This is a genomic window from Actinopolymorpha sp. B17G11 (assembly GCF_040196095.1).
Lineage (GTDB): Bacteria > Actinomycetota > Actinomycetes > Propionibacteriales > Actinopolymorphaceae > Thermasporomyces.
In genome coordinates this window covers 67756-86978 of record NZ_JBEFTW010000013.1, presented here as the reverse complement: position 1 = coordinate 86978, position 19223 = coordinate 67756, and the positions used below count along the sequence as shown (strand labels likewise).

17 protein-coding genes are annotated in these 19223 nt (G+C 70.1%); 12 read left to right on the top strand and 5 right to left on the bottom strand.

Annotation, left to right across the window (positions count from 1 at the left end; all coding sequences use genetic code 11):
• Nucleotides 1-37: 37 nt before the first annotated feature.
• Nucleotides 38-1225, top strand: a complete 1188-nt coding sequence (locus ABN028_RS15755; RefSeq protein ID WP_349325698.1) for a histidine kinase — start codon at nt 38-40, stop codon at nt 1223-1225.
• Between the two features lie 39 nt (nt 1226-1264).
• Here ABN028_RS15755 and ABN028_RS15750 read toward each other — a convergent pair whose 3' ends face one another.
• Nucleotides 1265-1606: a hypothetical protein gene (locus ABN028_RS15750; RefSeq protein ID WP_349325699.1), complete on the bottom strand. Its 342-nt coding sequence runs from the start codon at nt 1604-1606 to the stop codon at nt 1265-1267.
• 555 nt (nt 1607-2161) lie between these two features.
• Here ABN028_RS15750 and ABN028_RS15745 point away from each other — a divergent pair.
• The 9 genes from ABN028_RS15745 (at nt 2162) to ABN028_RS15705 (ending at nt 11861) form a co-directional block, all read left to right on the top strand.
• Entirely contained in the window at nt 2162-2905 is a 744-nt protein-coding gene (locus ABN028_RS15745) for a LytR/AlgR family response regulator transcription factor (RefSeq protein WP_349325700.1), read from the top strand.
• The gene (locus ABN028_RS15740) at nt 2902-3303 is read left to right on the top strand and encodes a hypothetical protein (protein ID WP_349325701.1); all 402 of its coding nucleotides are present in this window, start codon (nt 2902-2904) and stop codon (nt 3301-3303) included. The genes ABN028_RS15745 and ABN028_RS15740 overlap by 4 nt, the downstream gene beginning before the upstream one ends.
• A gap of 73 nt (nt 3304-3376) precedes the next feature.
• Entirely contained in the window at nt 3377-5131 is a 1755-nt protein-coding gene (locus ABN028_RS15735; RefSeq protein WP_349697077.1) for a sodium/solute symporter, read from the top strand.
• A gap of 331 nt (nt 5132-5462) precedes the next feature.
• On the top strand, nt 5463-5801 hold the full coding sequence (locus ABN028_RS15730; RefSeq protein ID WP_349325703.1) for a DUF485 domain-containing protein: 339 nt from the start codon (nt 5463-5465) through the stop codon (nt 5799-5801).
• The gene (locus tag ABN028_RS15725) at nt 5798-7486 is read left to right on the top strand and encodes a monocarboxylic acid transporter (protein ID WP_349325704.1); all 1689 of its coding nucleotides are present in this window, start codon (nt 5798-5800) and stop codon (nt 7484-7486) included. The genes ABN028_RS15730 and ABN028_RS15725 overlap by 4 nt, the downstream gene beginning before the upstream one ends.
• 348 nt (nt 7487-7834) lie before the next feature.
• A complete protein-coding gene (locus ABN028_RS15720; RefSeq protein WP_349325705.1) occupies nt 7835-8203 on the top strand; it encodes a bleomycin resistance protein in 369 nt (122 codons plus the stop codon).
• Between the two features lie 192 nt (nt 8204-8395).
• On the top strand, nt 8396-10363 hold the full coding sequence (gene acs / locus ABN028_RS15715) for an acetate--CoA ligase (protein WP_349697076.1): 1968 nt from the start codon (nt 8396-8398) through the stop codon (nt 10361-10363).
• 36 nt (nt 10364-10399) lie between these two features.
• Complete coding sequence (locus ABN028_RS15710) at nt 10400-10861, top strand: hypothetical protein (RefSeq protein ID WP_349325707.1); 462 nt, start codon at nt 10400-10402, stop codon at nt 10859-10861.
• Between the two features lie 94 nt (nt 10862-10955).
• Nucleotides 10956-11861, top strand: a complete 906-nt coding sequence (locus ABN028_RS15705; protein ID WP_349325708.1) for a zinc-binding dehydrogenase — start codon at nt 10956-10958, stop codon at nt 11859-11861.
• Nucleotides 11862-11904: 43 nt separating this feature from the next.
• On the opposite strand, the gene ABN028_RS15700 is transcribed toward ABN028_RS15705, so the two are convergent.
• The 4 genes from ABN028_RS15700 to ABN028_RS15685 form a co-directional block, all read right to left on the bottom strand.
• On the bottom strand, nt 11905-12642 hold the full coding sequence (locus ABN028_RS15700) for a Rid family hydrolase (protein ID WP_349697075.1): 738 nt from the start codon (nt 12640-12642) through the stop codon (nt 11905-11907).
• Complete coding sequence (locus tag ABN028_RS15695) at nt 12639-14243, bottom strand: flavin monoamine oxidase family protein (RefSeq protein WP_349697074.1); 1605 nt, start codon at nt 14241-14243, stop codon at nt 12639-12641. Before ABN028_RS15695 ends, ABN028_RS15700 begins: the two co-directional genes overlap by 4 nt.
• 167 nt (nt 14244-14410) lie before the next feature.
• Nucleotides 14411-15079, bottom strand: coding sequence for an MOSC domain-containing protein (locus ABN028_RS15690; protein ID WP_349325711.1), 669 nt, complete (start codon nt 15077-15079; stop codon nt 14411-14413).
• Between the two features lie 201 nt (nt 15080-15280).
• Nucleotides 15281-16216, bottom strand: a complete 936-nt coding sequence (locus ABN028_RS15685) for a coiled-coil domain-containing protein (RefSeq protein ID WP_349325712.1) — start codon at nt 16214-16216, stop codon at nt 15281-15283.
• 524 nt (nt 16217-16740) lie between these two features.
• Here ABN028_RS15685 and ABN028_RS15680 point away from each other — a divergent pair.
• A complete protein-coding gene (locus ABN028_RS15680; RefSeq protein ID WP_349697073.1) occupies nt 16741-17619 on the top strand; it encodes a TrmH family RNA methyltransferase in 879 nt (292 codons plus the stop codon).
• 272 nt (nt 17620-17891) lie between these two features.
• The gene (gene nhaA / locus ABN028_RS15675) at nt 17892-19145 is read left to right on the top strand and encodes a Na+/H+ antiporter NhaA (protein WP_349697072.1); all 1254 of its coding nucleotides are present in this window, start codon (nt 17892-17894) and stop codon (nt 19143-19145) included.
• Nucleotides 19146-19223 lie beyond the last annotated feature (78 nt).

Below are 19223 nucleotides of genomic sequence, written 5' to 3'. Positions count from 1 at the left end.
GGACGCTGACGTCACCGGACGTCGTACGGTGTCCGGCGTGAGGGAGCTCCTACCCCCGCTCGCCGTCGGGCTGGTCGTGGTCGCGGCGGCGGTCGTACTCGCCCGGCTCGTGCGCCGTCGCCGGCACTTCGGCACGCCTGCCGACCAGGCGACATTCCGTACGCTGCACAACGCCTCGCTGGCGTCCCCTCCCCTGCGGGCCGGACTGAACGACGGCAGCGCCGAACGCGCCGCCCGGCACCTGCGGGCTCTGCTCGGCACCGCGGCAGTGGCCCTCACCGATGCCGAACGCCTCCTGGCCTGGGACGGCGCCGGTAACCACCGCCACGACGTGCAGGCGGTCCCGCTCGCCAAGGGATCGCTGCGGCAGGGTCGGACCGACGCCCTGGGCCCTGAGCAGGTCGCCTGCGGTGAGCCCGACTGTCCGGTACGCCACGTCGTCGTCACGCCACTCACGGTCGACGATCGGGTGGTGGGAACGCTGCAGGCCTACAGCCGGGAGACCTCCGCCGGGCTGGTCCGGGCCGCCACGGAGGTGGCCCGCTGGGTGTCCGGACAGCTCGAACTCGCCGAGCTGGACCGGTCGAGGACCCGGGCGATGGAGGCCGAGGTGCGGGCCCTGCGGGCGCAGATCTCGCCGCACTTCGTCTACAACTCCCTGACGGCGATCGCGTCGTTCGTCCGCACCGACCCGGAGCGGGCCCGCGACCTGCTGCTGGAGTTCGCCGACTTCACCCGGTACTCCTTCAGGCGGCACGGCGACTTCACGACCCTGGCGGAGGAGCTGCGCTCGATCGACCGGTATCTGTTGCTGGAGAAGGCCCGGTTCGGCGAGCGGCTGCAGGTGACGCTCCGGGTGGCGCCGGAGGTGTTGCCGGTCGCGATTCCGTTCCTGAGCCTGCAGCCGTTGGTCGAGAACGCCGTACGCCATGGCCTGGAGGGCAAACCCGACACCGGGCGGATCACGATCGACGCCTCCGACATGGGCAACGAGTGCCTGATCGCGGTGGAGGACGACGGCGTGGGAATGGACCCTGGCCGTGTACGCCGGACGCTCGCCGGTGACCCGGGCTCGGACTCGATCGGCCTCGGCAACGTCGACGAGCGGCTGCGCGCGGTGTTCGGCGACGAGTACGGCCTTGTCGTCGAGACGGCCGAAGGTGCCGGGACGAAGGTCAGCATGCGGGTGCCGAAGTTCCATCCCGGCGTCCGCGCCACGACCTGAGCGCTGGCCTTCCCCGCCCCGACCTGTCTGCTTCCGGCGTCAGGCCGACTCCGCTCGCTTGTCAGGCCGATGCTGGAATTTCGGCGGGAGGATCAGGGTGGCCTCGGTACGGACGGACGCGACATAGTCGAACGCCGACTGCGCGTGCTTCGCCCGCTCGGCCTCGGACAGGTCGTCCCGCCACTCGACGTAGCCGTCGAGACCGGTCGACAGGATCTTGGCGTACGCCACGTAGTACGGGACGTCGCTCACCTTGACGCGGCCGGCGAGGGCCTCGCGGGCGAGTTCGGCGCGCTCCGGCTGGTCCGTGCGTACGGCGTCCTGCCGGATGACCTCGCGGAGGACGTCGGCGACGGCCGGATCGGTCGGGACGTCGATCAACTCCTCGGAGGGCCTGCTCGATGGTCGGCCCGTCAGCGGGCGTCGCGCTGGCCGTCTGTCGACCTTGGAGAATGGCCCATCGGGCGGCTGAGCCGGCGTACCGGCGCGGGTGGTCGCCCGGCCCCATCCCGCCATGCTCGCACTCGTTCTGCCACCTTCCGGCTCACCCGCCCTTCCCCCCTGCGTCGCGCCAGCCATGTCGTCCTCCGCTCTGCCCGCCTCCAGTCAAGTCCGCGGCCGGCAGGGTCCGGGCCGGCCCCGGCCGGCCCGCGAAGGCCGGTGAGACGGTTTCTGGTGGACATTCCTAGCCGGGCTGGCTGTGGCCACGCTGTGGTCCGGCTGTTGCGGTCCTGTGGCGAAGCGTTCCTCCCTGGTAGCAAGGCGTAGCCAGCAGCTGCCGCCCGAGGTCTGCCCACGGAGAGCCGCGGCAGAGAGGGGGAGGCGGGGCGCGACCGAGGGGAGGCGGGACCGAGGCCGTGATCGAGGCCGTGATCGAGGCCGTGATCGAGGCCGTGATCGAGGCGTGATCGGGGCGGACCGCCGTAGAGTCCCGTCATGCTGCGCGTCCTGGTCGTCGACGACGAGCTCCCCGCTCGGGAGGAGCTCGCCTACCTCCTCCGCCTCGACGAGCGGATCGGCGAGATCCTGACCGCCGAGAGCGGCGCCGACGCGCTCCGCGCCCTCGAACGCGAACCCGTCGACGCGATCTTCCTCGACATCCGGATGCCCGGTCTGACCGGGATCGAACTCGCCCGCGTCCTGGCGCGCTTCACCCACGCCCCCGCCGTGGTCTTCGTGACGGCGTACGACGAACACGCGGTCGACGCGTTCGAGCTGGAGGTCGTCGACTATCTCCTCAAGCCGGTACGCCCGGAACGCCTCACCGAGGCCATTCGCCGGGTGGTCGAGCGGGCCAACGGCACGGCCGCACGACGAGAGCCCGCCGATGCGGAGACCATTCCGGTCGAGCTCGGCGGGGTGACGCGCTTCGTCCCCCGCAGTGAGGTTCGGTACGTCGAGGCCCACGGCGACTACGCCCGCCTGCACACCGGCGACGCCAGCCACCTCGTGCGGGCCTCGCTGGCCACCCTGGCCGACCAATGGCAGGAGGCCGGCTTCGTCCGCATCCACCGACGCCTGCTCGTCGCCCTTCCGTACGTCTCGGAGGTGCGGTTCGACGCGGGACGCTGTGTGGTGCAGGTGGGCGACGCCGAGCTCCAGGTGAGCAGGCGGCACACCGCACAGCTTCGCGAGCTGCTGGTCCGGCGCGCGCGGCCGGGCCGGGGTGACGGGCGATGACCCAGCCACGGCCCGACCGGACGAGACGCGGCGACCAGGCGAGACGCGTCGTCGTGACCAGCCCGCGGATGCGGGCGTCCCTGCGTCAACGGCAGTACGCCGCCCAGGAGATCGACGCCCAGACCTCGCTCGGGCAGGTCTACATGAGCTCGCTGATCCGGGTACAGCTCCGGCTCGGGCTGCTCGTTCTCGCCGTGGTGGGAGCGCTCCTGCTCGGCCTGCCGCTGCTCTTCGCTGTCGCGCCCGGTCTCGGCGCGGTTGACGCGTTCGGGCTGCCGCTGCCGTGGCTCCTGCTGGGCGTCGTGGTGCACCCCGCCCTCATCGCGGCCGCGTGGTTCTACGTCCGGCACGCCGAACGCAACGAACGCGAGTTCGCCGAGCTGGTGGAGCGGTCCTGACGATGGCGCCCGCGCGTAGGGTCCGAGGTAGCGCGTCGCCCGTCCCCCGCGAGCGAACCGTCAGGAGCCATCGATGAGCCCGGCCGCCGGCGCGTTCGCCGTCGTCACCGTGACAGTGCTCACCCTCGCGATCGGAGCGTACGGACTGCGGCTTTCCCGGACCACGTCGGACTTCTACGTCGCCTCGCGCACGGTCTCGCCCACCTGGAACGCCTCGGCCATCAGCGGGGAGTACCTCTCCGCCGCGTCGTTCCTCGGCGCCGCCGGCCTGATCATGGCGTACGGCGCCGACATGCTGTGGTACCCCGTCGGCTGGACCGCCGGCTATCTCGTCCTGCTCGTCCTGGTGGCGGGTCCGCTGCGCCGCTCGGGCGCGTACACCCTGCCCGACTTCGCCGAGGCGCGCCTGGAGTCCGGCGCCGCGCGGCGGGTGGCGAGTGTGCTGGTGGTCCTGATCGGCTGGCTCTACCTCATGCCGCAGTTCCGCGGCGCCGGGCTCACCCTCCAGATCGTCACCGGGGCACCCGCGTGGGCGGGCGGACTCGTGGTGGGCGGCGTCGTCCTCGTCAACGTGCTGTCCGGCGGGATGCGGAGCATCACCTTCGTCCAGGCGTTTCAGTACTGGCTCAAGGTGACCGCGATCGCCGTACCGGTGGCGTTCCTCATCCTCGCCTGGCGCACCGACGGGGCGCCCGAGGTCACCGACCAGCAGGTGCCGACGTTCTCAGAATCCACGACCGTCCGCGTCGAGACCGATGTCACGATCGTCGTCGAAGCGCCGGCCGTCGTCCGGGTCGACGGGGTGCTCGACGGCACGCGACGGGACGGTGCCCGGGTCCGACTCGCCCGGGGCGACCACGACGTGGCGGCCGGCACGGCGCTCCGATTCCCTTCCGGTACGACGATTCCCACCGCCGAGCGGCTCCGCTCCACCGACAACGCGTCGTGGATCCAGCCGTTGCGTGGTGGCCAGGAGCATCCGCTCTACGCGACGTACTCCCTCATCCTCGCGACCTTCCTGGGGACGATGGGACTTCCGCACGTGCTGGTCCGCTTCTACACCAACCCGGACGGACGCACGGCCCGGCGGACGGCGCTCGTCGTACTCTGCCTGCTGGGTGGGTTCTATCTCTTCCCGGCGATCTACGGCGCGCTCGGTCGGATCTATGCACCCGACCTGCTCCTCACCGGACGGACGGACGCCGTGGTACTGGAACTCCCGCAACGCCTGGTTCCGGGGACAGGTGGTCAGCTTCTCGGGATGCTGGTGACGGCGGGCGCGTTCGCGGCGTTCCTGTCCACGTCGTCAGGGCTCGCGGTCTCGGTCACCGGCGTCCTCTCCCAGGACCTGGTCCGGCGCCGGCTCGGCGGGATCACCGGGTTTCGGGCATCCGCCGTCGCCGCCGTCGCGACGCCGGTGGCGCTGGCCCTGGCGGCGGAACGACTGAGCGTCGCCAGCGCGGTAGGGCTGGCCTTCGCGGTGGCGGCGTCGACGTTCTGTCCCCTGCTGGTGTTGGGCATCTGGTGGCGCCGGCTGACGCACATCGGCGCGATCGCGGGACTGGTCACCGGCGGGACGCTTGCCGGGGCAGCGGTGGTGGCCACCCTCGTCGCGGACCATGACGGTTGGACCGCCGTCCTCCTCGCCCAACCGGCCGCGTGGACGGTCCCCCTCGCGTTCGGTGTCATGATCGTCGCGTCCCTGCTCTCGCGGCACACACCGCCCGACGTCGCCCGGACGATGGTGCGCCTGCACGCGCCAGAGCAGCTCGACCTCGACCGCGGCAGCGGTCACGGCCGAGGTCGAGTTCGAGGGCGCCCGGCGTAGTCCCGCAGCCGCCCCGGCGTAGGTTCGCAGCCGCCCAGCTGCCGCGAATGACCACGCTGCCCATGCCTGTGGAACCTGGCAAGGCGTCGCCACCTACTCCAGATACCGCAGACATGCTCAGCGTGGTCATTCGCCGGCCCGCCAGGACCGCGACCGGCCGAGGACTGCCCGGGCTGGTCGACCGCTCATCGTCGTACGGCGTCCGCACGTCGCATCACCGACGCCATTCACCGCGCCGGGCGGAGCGGCTGCTTCCCGTGGACCCGGCGGGCCGCCTACCCTCGGCCGCGATCGTGTGACGGGCACATCACATCCGCAGGAGGTGGGTAACGTGTCTGAACCAACGGCGGTCAGGCAGCACGAGGCTTACGCCGAGATCGCACGAAGCGACGACTTCGCCGAACTCAGGCGACGCTATCGAGGCTTCGCGTTTCCATGGACGATCGCCTTCCTGGCTTGGTACCTGCTCTATGTCATCTGTGCCAGCTGGGCGACCGGTTTCATGAACACCAAGGTGGTCGGCAACATCAATGTCGCGCTGGTGTTCGGTCTGCTGCAGTTCGCGTCGACGTTCGTCATCGCCTGGCTCTACAGCCGGCACGCACGCCGGCAGCTCGACCCCAAGGCCGACGAGCTCGTCGCGAAGTTCCGGAAGGCGGTTGACGGATGAGCGCACTCTTCGCCACGGCGGCTCTTGCCACGACGCCCCTCGCCACCGCGCCGGGCGCCTCGGACCACCGGACCCTCACGATCGTGCTCTTCCTGCTGGTTGTCGCCATCACGTTGTATGTCACGCTGATGGCGAGCCGGCAGAACAAGACCGCGGCCGACTACTACGCCGCCGGTCGTTCGTTCTCCGGATTCCAGAACGGCATGGCGATCTCCGGTGACTACATGTCGGCGGCGTCGTTCCTCGGTATCTCCGGTGCGATCGCGCTGAGCGGATACGACGGGTTCCTTTACTCCATTGGGTTCCTGGTCGCCTGGCTGGTCGCTCTGTTGCTCGTCGCGGAGCTGCTGCGGAACTCCGGCCGGTTCACGCTCGCCGACCAGCTGGCCTACCGCATGCGGCAACGCCCGGTCCGCACGGCGGCCGCGGTCTCCACACTCGGCGTCTCGATCTTCTATCTGCTTGCCCAGATGGTCGGTGCGGGTTCGCTCGTCGCGCTGCTGCTCGGCGTGACGGGAGACCTCGCCAAGAACCTCACCATCGTTCTCGTCGGCGCGCTGATGATCTTCTACGTCACGGTCGGCGGCATGAAGGGCACGACCTGGGTGCAGATCGTCAAGGCGGTCCTGCTCATGGGCGGCACGATTCTCGTGACCGCGATCGTGCTGGCGAAGTTCGGCTTCAACCTGTCAGAGCTGCTCGGCAGCGCGGCCAGCAACAGCGGGAAGGGTCAGGCGTTCCTCGAGCCCGGCCTGAAGTACGGCGTCTCGCTGACGTCGAAGATCGACTTCCTGTCGCTCAGCCTGGCGCTCGTCCTGGGTACCGCCGGACTCCCCCACATCCTGATCCGCTTCTACACGGTGCCGACGTCGCGGGTTGCGCGTACCTCGGTGCAGTGGGCCATCGGCATCATCGGGTCGTTCTACCTGATGACGCTCGTGCTGGGCTTCGGCGCGGCGGCGCTCCTCGACACCGGACCCGACTCGCAGGTCGCGGCGACCGCCGGCAACGTCGCGGCACCACTGCTCGCCCAGGCGGCCGGTGGTGGCGCGGGGTCGACGGGCGGCGCGGTGCTGCTGGCGCTGATCGCGGCGGTGGCCTTCGCGACCATCCTGGCCGTGGTCGCCGGGCTCACGTTGACCTCGGCATCGTCGTTCGCGCACGACATCTACGCACACGTGATGAAGCGTGGACAGGCGACCGAGAAACAGGAGGTACGCACTGCACGGATCGCCGCCTTCGTCATCGGTGCGGTGGCGATCGCCTTGGCGATTCCTGCGCAGCGGCTCAATGTCGCGTTCCTCGTGGCGCTGGCGTTCGCGGTGGCGGCGTCGGCGAACCTCCCGGCGATCATCTACAACCTGTTCTGGAAGCGGTTCAACACCCAGGGCGCGGTGTGGAGCATGTACGGCGGTCTCGCCAGTGCCATCGTGCTGGTGTTCTTCTCACCGGTCGTGTCGGGCAAGGTGCTTCCGGACGGTTCCAACGGCTCGCTCTTCCCACTGGGCGTCGACTTCTCGTGGTTCCCGCTGGAGAACCCGGGCCTGCTGTCGATCCCGCTCGGCTTCTTCTTCGGCTGGCTCGGAACGGTGCTGTCGAAGGATCCGGACGCGGAGGCGCGGTACGCCGAGCTCGAGGTCCGGTCGCTGACCGGTTCCGGTGCGGAAGCTGCCGTTCCCCACTGAGAGGGGTACGACCTGCAGGCGGACTCGTCGGAGGTATCTCGTCATCGCGGCCGAGCTACCTTCGACGAGCCAGCCGATGGCCGCCGAGTCCCGCGCACCTGGCTGGATCCGGCACGCCACAGGTGAATGTCGCCCGGTGTTCGGTTACCGTGTGATGTCGGCGCTGGAGGGCGCATCCGGGTCCGCGGACAGGGCAGAGTCCCACCTCCGTTCGAATGTCTGGTGGTGTGGTCGCCCGCTGCCGCGCACGCCCGCCGCGCAAGCCCGCCGCGGACGTACGGGCCTGGAAGCGGATCGACCCGCCCGAGCTGCCTGGAATGCGGACCGCAGGCAGACAGGAGAGCTGACATGGCTCGATTCACCCAAGCGGTACCCGTCCTCACCGCGGTCGACGTCGAAGCGGATACGAAGTTCTGGGTCGAGAAGCTCGGATTCGATGGCGGCATCGTCGGTGACGGTTTCGCGATCGTGCGGCGCGACGACATCGAGATCTTCATCGCCTCGGTCCAGGATCAGGTCGTTCCCGACAACACCATGACCTGGCTCCGCGTCGACAACGTCGATGACCTGCACGCGGAATGGTCTCGACATGTGCCGGCCGACCGGGAGGTCGACGGCACGGTGATCACCGCGATATCGGAGCAGCCGTGGGGCCGGGAGTTCGTCGTCATCGACCCGGCGGGCAACTGCGTCCACCTCGCGGCGGCGGGCGGCTGATCACACCTGCGGTCGGCGTTGATCATCGGTGCCAGAATCGGACGCGCCGGACCGGTGATGTCCGTTTCGACCACCGTTGATCAACGCCGGCAGGGGTCAGGCCTGCTGACCTGGACGGACCCGGAGGGTTAGGGTCAGCGGAGCAATCCGATCCGGACCGGATGAGCGAAGGCAAGAGAGGGGAAGCGACCCGTGAGCAGCGAAGCACTGTCGAACCTTCTGCATGAGGATCGCCGGTTCCCGCCGCCGCCCGAGCTCGCCGCCCGGGCGAACGTCGGTGCGGCCACCTACGACGAGGCCCAGGCCGACCGCCTCGCCTTCTGGGAGCGGCAGGCCCGTCGCCTGCACTGGGAACGCGAATGGGACACCACCCTCGACTGGACCAACGCGCCGTTCGCGAAGTGGTTCGTCGGCGGCCGCATCAACGCCGCGTACAACTGCGTCGACCGCCATGTCGAGGCGGGCAATGGCGCCAAGGTGGCCTTCCACTGGGAGGGCGAGCCGGGCGACACCCGCACGATCACCTACGCCGACCTGCAGAGCGAGGTCTCCAAGGCCGCCAACGCCCTGGTGGAGTTGGGCGTCAAGGCCGGCGACCGGGTGGCGATCTACATGCCGATGATCCCGGAGACGGTCGTCGCGATGCTCGCCTGCGCCCGGATCGGCGCCCCGCACACGGTCGTGTTCGGCGGTTTCTCCGCGACCGCGTTGCGCGACCGGATCCAGGACTGCGACGCCCGCGTGGTCATCACCTCCGACGGCGGCTACCGCCGCGGCGCGCCGAGCGCGCTCAAGCCGCAGGTGGACCAGGCACTGGCGGAGTGCCCCGACGTCCGCAGCGTTCTCGTCGTACGCCGGACCGGCCAGGACGTCGACTGGACCGAGCCCCGCGACGTGTGGTGGCACGACGTCGTGGAGCGCCAGAGTGACCAGCACACGCCGGAGGCGTTCGACGCCGAGCACCCGCTCTACGTGATGTACACGAGCGGCACCACCGGCAAGCCGAAGGGCATCCTGCACACGACCGGCGGCTACCTCACCCAGGTCGCATGGACCCACTGGGCGGTCTTCGACGTCAAACCCGAGACCGATGTCTACTGGACCGCCGCCGACATCGGCTGGGTCACCGGCCACTCCTACATCGTCTACGGTCCACTGGCCAACGGCGTGACGAGCGTGATGTACGAAGGGACGCCTGACACCCCGCACAAGGGCCGCTGGTGGGAGCTTGTCGCGAAGTACGGCGTGACGATCCTCTACTGCGCGCCCACCGCCATTCGTACGTTCATGAAGTGGGGCGAGGACATCCCGGCCAAGTTCGACCTGTCCAGCCTGCGCCTGCTGGGCAGCGTGGGCGAGCCGATCAACCCCGAGGCCTACATCTGGTACCGCACCCACATCGGCGGCGACCGTACGCCCGTCGTCGACACCTGGTGGCAGACGGAGACCGGTGCGATCATGATCACGCCGCTGCCGGGCGTGACGAGCGGCAAGCCGGGTGCGGCGATGACCCCGCTGCCGGGCATCAGCGCGGACGTCGTCGACGACGCCGGCACGCCGGTGCCGAACGGCTCGGGTGGTTATCTCGTGCTCACCGAGCCGTGGCCGTCGATGCTGCGGACGCTGTGGGGCGACGACGAGCGGTACGTCGACACGTACTGGTCCCGCTTCCCCGGCCGTTACTTCGCCGGTGACGGTGCCAAGAAGGACGCGGACGGCGACATCTGGCTGCTCGGCCGGGTCGACGACGTGATGAACGTCTCCGGCCACCGGCTGTCGACGACCGAGATCGAGTCCGCGTTGGTGTCGCATCCCAAGGTGGCTGAGGCGGCAGTGGTCGGCGCCACCGATCCGACGACCGGCCAGGCGGTCGTGGCGTTCGTGATCCTGCGCGGCGCGGCTGCCGACGGCGGCCCGGAGATCGCGAAGGTGCTGCGCGACCACGTGGCCAGCGAGATCGGGCCGATCGCGAAGCCCCGGCAGATCCTGGTGGTCGAGGAGCTGCCCAAGACGCGGTCGGGCAAGATCATGCGGCGGCTGCTGCGCGACGTGGCCGAGAACCGTGAGCTGGGTGACGTCACCACGCTCACCGACTCCTCGGTCATGGACCTGATCCGGACCAACCTCGCCAAGCCGGGCGCAGCTTCCGACGACGAGTAGGGTGCGTCATGATCACGGCGACAGGAGTCGCACCTGATGCTGCGGATCGTTCTCCTGCTCGCGCATGTGGGGGTGGCGACCGCGTGGGTGGGTGGGATGGTCTACAGCCTCGCCGTGGTGCAACCCAAGGCCGCACGATTCTTCGGTACGGATGAGGAGGCCCACGAGGCGTTCCTCACCACGATGGCGAGCGGTAACCGGTCCAAGGTGCTCGCACTGATCGGCGCCCTCGCCCTCACCGGCGGTGCGCTCCTGCTCGTCGCGGCCGATCCCGCGCGGCCCCTCGCGCTCGGGATCCACGCGGCCAAAGGCGTACTCCTGCTCGCTGCCCTGGCCGTCTTCGTCGACGTGTCGTGGCGGCAGTGGCCGCGGCGGGTGTTCGCCCTTCCGGAGGAACGCAACGCCGTGCGGGTGAGGTTCCGGCGTTCGGCGTACGCACTGCTGGGCCTCGTCGGCACCGCCTTCGCCCTCGGCGTCGTCGCCGCCCACCTCGGCTGACACCCTGGAATGCCGGCCCGCAACCGCATGTTGACAACCCGGACATCGACCACGTCGACCCTGACCTGACCCCGATCACCAGGATGTGTTCGTGATGCGTGCACTTGTCGCCGATCCCTCCGCACCACATGGTCTCCGCCTCGCCGAGGCACCCGAACCTGTCCCCGCGCCGGGGCAGGCCCTCGTCAAGGTTGCCGCGACGTCCCTCAACTACGGCGAGCTGAGCGGCGCCATGCACCAGATCCCGGGCACGGTCCTCGGCTGGGACTGCGCCGGCACGGTGGTTCGGGCCGCGAGCGACGGATCCGGTCCGGCCGAAGGGTCCCGCGTCGTGACGTTCGGCGGGCAGGGCGCCTGGGCGGAGTTCCGTGCGGCGGACACGGCGGAGATGGCGGTCGTACCGGACGGCGTCGACCTCGGCGCGGCGAGCGCGCTTCCGGTCGCGGGGGTGACGGCACTGCGGGCACTGCGCAGGTTCGGTTTCATCGCCGGCGAACGCATCCTCGTCACCGGCGCGTCCGGTGGTGTCGGCAGGTTCGCCGTCCAGCTGGCGGCCATCGCCGGCGCCCAGGTGATCGCGAGCGTCGGCCGCCCCGAGCGCGGCACCGGGCTGGCCGAGATCGGTGCCGCGCAGGTCGTCGTCGGCCTGGGCGGCATCGACCAGCCGGTACGCGGTGTCATCGACAACGTGGGCGGCCAGCAGCTGGCCGACGCGTTCGCCCTCCTCGCCGAGAACGGCTCACTCCAGTCCATCGGCGGCACCGCCAACGAACCGACCGTCTTCGCGCCGTACGCCACGGTCGGGATCCGTCGCAGCATCGAGGCGTTCACGATGGGAGGCCATCTCGCCGGCGACCTCGGCTATCTCGTCGGCCTGCTCGCGGCCGACAAGCTGGATCCGCAGATCGGCTGGCGCGGCAGCTGGGAGCGAGCCGAGGAGGCTGCCGACGCACTCGTCGGGCGCCGGGTCGCCGGCAAGGCCGTCCTCGACATCACCTGACCGCCTCGGCCGGGCCACAAGGCGTGGCCCGGCCGGGGACACGTCACCGGGACCGATAGGCCGCCATCACCTCGACCTCGACCAGCCAGCAGCCCACGGCGAGGCCGGCCACCTCGGTCGTCGCCCGCGCCGGACGCGCCTTCGTGGCAACGAGCGGTGGTCCAGGTTCGCCGGTGCCGAACGGGACAGGAACGACCTGCCCGGTCGCCAGGTCGATGTTGGCGAAGAACTGTCGGTACGCCCGGTTCCAGCCCGCATAGTCGGCCGCCGAGGCGCCCGCCGGTCGCATGAGGTACGCCTTCATCGTGATCACGTCGTCGACCGTCAGTCCGGCCGCGGCGAGGTTCTCGGTGATGCGCGACAGGACACTGAGCGCCTGCGCCTCGGTCACAGTGACGCCCTCGGGCCAGGTGCCGCCTGGAAACAGCGACGGATCCGTACACCGCTCCGGCGATCCGGCAGGCGCCGAAGGATTCGCCTGCGCGGGGCCCAGCCCGCTGGAGGTGTAGAGCGCCACCTCCGAACCGGTGGCGACGCCGTTCGCGATCGCGGGGTTGGAGTTGTCCGGCGGCAGCATGACGCGGACCTCCTTCGGCCGCGGCATCACACCGCCGGCGGAAGCCGCTGTCGCCGTCCCGAGCACCGCCACCCCGACGCATGCGGCCGCCAGCACCCGCCGCATTCCAGCCGCCCGCCGCATTCCAGCGGCTCGCCGCATCCCAGCCGCCCGCCGGACGGTCCAACCCGCCGAGACCCGGTCGCGTTCGTCTCCTCGCCTCATGCCGCCATCACCCTCTCGTGCAGCTCGGTCACGACCTTGCGCGCGGAGTCGAAAGCGCCCGACTGCCAGGCGATGAAGTAGCTCAGCCAGTCGCCGGCGAAGTAGACGTGTCCAGCCGGCTTGTTGAGCAGGGCGTACTCCCCACTGGTGCGGGACGGCCACGACACCCACCCGCCCTCGATGTGCGGTGTGCGGTGCCAGGCCACCGAGAAGGTCGAGGCCAGCTTCGAGCGATAGACCTCACCGTGGATCTTCACTCCGGCAGCGACCGCGCGCTCGGCGCGTTGCGCCGGCGTGAGCTGGCCGTACGCCGTCGCGTTGGCACCGAAGTGGTAGTAGCCGATGAGGGTCCCGCGCTTGCTGTGGAAGCCGTACGACGGGTACCAGATCTGGGCGACGTCGAGGTCCGTCGGCGTGATCCCGCCGTAGATGCGGTCGCGCTCCTCCCACCACCGGCTGGTGTACTCCAGACCCATCTTGCCGACCGGGCTCGCGACGGGATATGTCAAGGCCGCCTTGACATCGGCGCCCAGGTTGTGCGGGATCTTCGCCAAGACCATCGGCTGGAGTGTCGCCACGCAGTAGTCCGCCCGCTCGACGCGTTCCCGCCCGCCCGCATCGGTGTAGGTCACCTCGACACCCTCGGCGAGGTCGGTGATGCGCTTCACCTCGCAGCGGTAGGAGATCCGCTCGCTGCCGACCGCCTCGGCCAGTGCGTACGCGATCCGGTCCATGCCGCCCACTGGCTGCAGCATCATCATCGCCTGGTCGTAGCCGAACTCGAACGAGAACCTCCTGCCGTACAGGCTCGCGAACACGTCCGTCATCGACGGCGGAGGACCGAGAACGGCGCCCGCCTCGTCACCCGCGCCCGGCTCGACGGTGTAGCCGCGCCGGCTTGTCCCTGTGTAGGCGAAGTTCTGGTCCTTGCCGCCGATCGCACCGAAGTCCCGCAGGAAGGCAAGCACCCGCTCCTTGTCCTGCGAACTCAGCTCGGCGTCGAGCGCACCGCGGTCGGTGGCCTTGGCGAGAAGCTCCGAGACGTAGCCGTACACGTCCGCCTTCGCGGTGCGCCAGCGGGTCGACTTCCCACTGAGCGCGCCCGCGTTGTCGTGGTGGATGTACGCATCCGCGTTCTGGTTGACGAACGGCTCCAGGGCGACTCCGAGTTCGCGGCAGTAGTCCAGCGTCACCATCGACTGCGCGATCCTCGCCGGGCCGGCGTTCATGTACTCGCCTTTGGAGAAGCTGGCCCGCTGCACCTGCCCGTCGAGATCGCGCAACTCGGTGCCACCACGCACCGTCCAGTTGCGACCACCCGGGCGACCCTTGGCTTCCAGGACCCGACAGGCGTAGCCAGCCTTGCCGAGTTCGTACGCCGTCGTGAGACCGGCGATGCCGGCCCCAAGGACCAGGACCTTCGGTGCGCCTCGGCCGCTGACCTTGAGGTCTGCCGCACGCGGAGGTGCGAAGTCCTGAACCGCCGCCTGTGCCGGCGTGGGCGCCAGACCGAGCGCGCCCATCGTTTCGTACAGAACGCCTGCTCCCCCAGCCACACCGACGGCCTTCAGGAAGTCGCGTCGCGTCCCGCCTGTTTTCATCCACCCCTCCAACGATTGACGACGGCATCAACCGTGGAGGGCGGGTGTTGCGCACAAATATCACAACCGTTCCGCGACGGTTGTGAAATGCTCACGGCCTCTCGGCCGTGTACGACGCGGCGTGGAGCGGCGCGCCGCTGGGGCACCGCTCGCACAAGCGATGCGCGTCAGTCGTCGAGAGCGAACGGCAACCGGCGGCGGGCGCGGTCCCGGACATCCTCCGGAAGTGCCTCCGCCACCAGCAGCTTCGCCAGCAACTCCGACTCGAGGGTCAACGCCCTGAAGACCAGGCCGATGGTGACGTCGTGCGAGGGTCGTTCGACCACGGCCACCTCGTCACCCGGTCCGACACGACCCGGCGAGACCACCCGGAGATAGGCACCAGGAATCGCGCGCTGGGTGAAGGTCTTGATCCACCCGCGCTCCCCCAGCCAGCCGACGAACGTCGCGCACGGGATCCGCGGGACCGCCACCTCCAGCACGACTTCGGAGCCCACCTGCCACCGCTCGCCGATCCGGGCGCCGGTGACGTCCAGCCCGGTGGTGGTGAGGTTCTCGCCGAACGAACCGTTGGAGAGCGGCCGCCCCAGCTCCGCCGCCCAGGCGTCAAGGTCCTCCCGGGCGTAGGCATAGACCGCCTGGTCGTCGCCGCCGTGATTCTTCCGGTCGGCGATGAAGTCACCGACGAGCCCGCTGCCGAGCCCGCCGCCCTTCGGCCCCGGCGCGCGCACCTCGACCGGCTGGTCGCTGGGCCGCTTGTCGATGCCGGTGACGCCGACGTCCTTGTGTGGGTTGGGACGCGACTTCCCGACATTGACCGACAGCAGGTACGCCATGTCCACCTCGACAGGTCTCGGGCCAACCGACGCCTGGCCGTTGGCAACAAACAACGGGCCGGAGGCACCTGGTTCGGACGGATCGTCCTGGCAGGTACCCCCGGCCGCACACCGTTCTCGTGCGGGTCGGCGAACCGGAGCCCACACGAGGGCAACGCTCAGTTGCCCGAGACTATGCCCGACACCCGCGCTCGGGCGGGGTCAGGAACCCTTCTTGACCGGCTGCTGGTCACCACCCAGTCCGGCGCCGGCGGCACCGAGCAGGGCCGACGGGTCCGTGCCGGACAGCGTGGCGAGCATCTGGCGCACGTTGGACAGCTGCGCGTTGATGCTGTCGCGCCGCTGGGTGAGCGCCTTGAGCTCGCGGTCGGACTCGCTGCGGATCCGGTCGGCCCGGGTCTTTGCCTCGGACACGATCTCGTGCGCCTTGCGCTGGGCGTCGTCGACGGCGCGCTCGGCCTTCTGCATCGCCTCGGCGTGCGTACGCTCGGCTTCGGCGTGGGTCTGCTCGGAGCGTTCGAGCACCGCGGCCAGGTGCTGCTCGGCGGCTGCTGTGCGCTCGACGAGGTCCTGCTCGGCACGCTCCCGGCGCTGCGCCAGGGTCTTCTCCAGGTCGGCGGCGGCCTGGGCGGCCTTCGCCCGCTGCTGCTCGAAGACGGCCTCGCCCTCCTCGCGGCGCGCCACCGCGTCGTGCTCGGCGGCGTCGACGATCTCGCCCGCCCGGTCCCTGGCCTCGCCGACGATCTCCTCGGCCTCGCCGGTGGCTTCCTTGCGCTTCTCGCCCGCGTAACGCTCTGCTTCCTTGCGGATCTCGATGGCGGCCTGCTGGGCTTCCTGGCGTACCTCGTCGGCCTGGGCGGCCGCAACCGAACGCAGGTCGGCTGCCTCCTCCTCGGCCAGTGCGAGGATGCGGCCGATCCGCTCGCCGAACTCGGCGAACGACGGCTCCGACCCCTTCGAGTCGTCGCTTCGGCTGGACGCCTTGGCTTCCAGTTCCTCCACCCGCCTGGCCAGCTCAACCGACTGACGGCGGGAGGCGTCCACAGCCTCGTTGAGATGCCTGATGCGGTGGTCGACCTGGGATGGCTCATAGCCCCGACGCACCAATCGGAAGGCGCCGGTGGTTGTGTCACTCATGTGCTCTCGTCCTCTATGGTGCGGCGGCGACAATGGGACACAGCTACTCGCGGACGAATGACATCGAAGCCGTCACACGATCGTGTGCGGCACCGGCCTTCGCGTTACCAGGTGGGTTGGTCAGCACTCTCGCGAATGACCGTGAGTGCAACACCACCAACTCCTATGGTTGCGAGCATCTGACACGCCTGCTCGCGGGTTGCCCGACGTGGGCCGCGGCGGCGTGCGTGCGATCTTAGCCACCCAAGCCATGGACCCACCAGGGGGCGGATGCATCCCATGGAGCGGGTTACGAGCACGCTGCGAACGGGCTTCACGACCGTGGTGGAGGGGGTTCGTCCGTACGACGGTGGAGGAATTCACCTGGACGTCATCAGTGGAAACAGCCGCGGTGCGCGATCGCCGGCAGCCGGCCGACACACCTACTTTGCCGGTTTCGGTCGATATGGCCCAGTCTGTGAAGATCTCTGACGAGTCACTCCCGCTCGGCGCACCGGGGGCGACGTGTGCCAGCATCGGGAACCGTGTCACGCAAGGCAGGAAGGTCGAGCTCCCCCGCGAGGGAGCGCCGGATCGGCACGCGCAACGCGCGGTTCCAGCAGTGGCAGGCGCTGCTGGACAACCGTACGAAGCGGCACCAGGCCGGCGAGTTCCTCGTCCACGGCGTACGACCGATCACCTTGGCCGTCGACCACGGCTGGCCGCTCCGGGCACTCCTCCGCCCCACCGACACTCCCCTGTCGGCGTGGGCGACGGACCTGATCGCGCGGGCGACGGGCGGGCAGCACGCCGCCCAGGTCGTCGACGTCGCCCCTCCGCTCCTGGCCGAGCTCGGCGACAAGGCCGACGGCGCGCCCGAACTGATCGCGGTCGCCGAGATGCCACCGGACCGGCTGGACCGCATCGTCGTACCACCGGACGGTCTCGTGCTGCTGTTCGACCGGCCGGCCAACCCGGGCAACATCGGGACCCTCGTCCGCTCGGCCGACGCGTTCGGTGCGTGCGGGGTGATCGTCACCGGACACGCGGCCGACGTGTACGACCCGCGGGCGGTGCGGGCGAGCACCGGCTCACTGTTCGCCCTGCCGGTGGTACGCCAGGGCTCGCCTCGCGACGTGCTGGCCTGGGTCGCCGAACTCCATTCGACGAGAGGTGTCGACCTCCAGGTGGTGGGGACGGACGAGTCGGGTGAGGTCGACGTCGATGCGGCCGACCTCACCGGGGCTCGCCTGCTGGTCGTCGGCAACGAACTGCGCGGGATGAGTGCGGCGTGGCGGGAGTCCTGCGATGTGGTCGTGCGCATCCCCATCGCCGGCGCGGCGAGTTCCCTCAACGCCTCAGTCGCGGCAGGGATCATGTGCTACGAGGCACGGCGCCAGCGCCGGTCAGCGGCGCGGGCGTGACGGCGTTCTCTCGAGCGAGCAGTTCCCTCGAGCGATCGGTTCCCACGAGCGATCGGTCGTCGAACGAGCAGTCCTGCCGCGCGAGCAGTCTTCCCCAGCGATCGATCCCCCCGAGCGAACGGTCCCCTCGGGCGAGAACCGGGTGTTCCGCTTCGATTTCCGACGCGGAATGTGCATCAGTAACCTGGACCTGGAGCGCCGTGAAGCCTGGTCGGCGACGCAGTCACGACTCCCCTGACCACATCCGCTCCGCCGCCCACGAGGACATCCCCATGCCACGCCGACCCCGGCCACGCCGTCCCTTCCTGTTCGCCGCGCCCCAGCGGGAGGAGCGACCGTTCCTCCTCGACGCGCTGCGGCAGGAGACCGTCGGCGGCGCCCTCCTGCTCGCCGCCGCGGTCATCGCGCTCGTGTGGGCGAACTCGCCCTGGCACGACACCTACGAGCAGGCCCGGCACTTCTCGGTCGGCCCCCTGACGCTGGAGGGTTGGGCGGCCGACGGGCTGCTCACGATCTTCTTCTACGTCGCCGGGCTCGAGCTGAAACGCGAGCTCGTCACCGGCTCGCTGCGTCACCTCTCCCGGGCGCTGGTGCCCCTCGTCGCCGCAGTCGCCGGCATGGTCGTACCCGCCCTGCTGTACGTCGGTCTGGTCCTCGGCCTGGGTGATGTCGAGGCGACCGTCGGCTGGGCAGTCCCCATGGCGACCGACATCGCGTTCGCCCTGGCCGTCCTCGCGGTCGCGGGTTCTGCGCTGCCGCCCGCTCTGCGGGCGTTCCTGCTGACGCTTGCGGTGGTGGACGACCTGGGCGCGATCACCGTCATCGCGGTGTTCTTCACCGAGTCGCTCGACCTCGCCGCGCTGGCGCTGGCGGTGGTGCTGTTGGGCGGCTACGCCGTTCTCCAACATCGCCGGGTGCGGACCCCGCTCGTCTACGTACCGCTCGCCCTCGCCGTGTGGTGGTTGACCTACCAGAGCGGGATCCACGCGACCGTTGCGGGCGTCGCGATGGGGCTCCTGACCCGGGTGCGACCCGACCCGGAGGAGAAGTCCTCACCAGCCGAACGCCTCGAACACCGGCTCCGGCCGCTGTCGGCTGGCGTGGCCGTTCCGGTGTTCGCGCTGGCGGCAGCCGGGGTGCCGGTGACGGCGAGTGCGATCGGTGCGATGAGCACCGACGCGGCCGCACTGGGTGTCATCGTCGGCCTGGTGGTCGGGAAGTGCGTCGGTGTCTTCGGCGGAGCCTGGCTCACGGCCCGACTCACCCATGCCGACCTCAGCCCGGACCTGACCTGGCGCGACATCGTCGCGGTCGGGATCCTCTCCGGCATCGGGTTCACCGTCTGCCTGCTGATCAGCGATCTGGCGTTCGGGGACGAGCCGGCTCGACTGGCGCGGATCAAGGCCGCGGTCCTGCTCGCCTCGTTGATCGCTGCCCTCGCGGCGGCGGCCTTGTTGCGATTCCGGCAACGGACGTCTCAGGCCGCCGACACCTCCAGTTCCTCCGGAGACGCACCGGCCGGATGACCAACCTGACCGCCCGGTGGGTGCATGGCCAGGACGCGGTGGGTACGAACGGGGATGAGGCGTCAGCCTGCCGGTTTC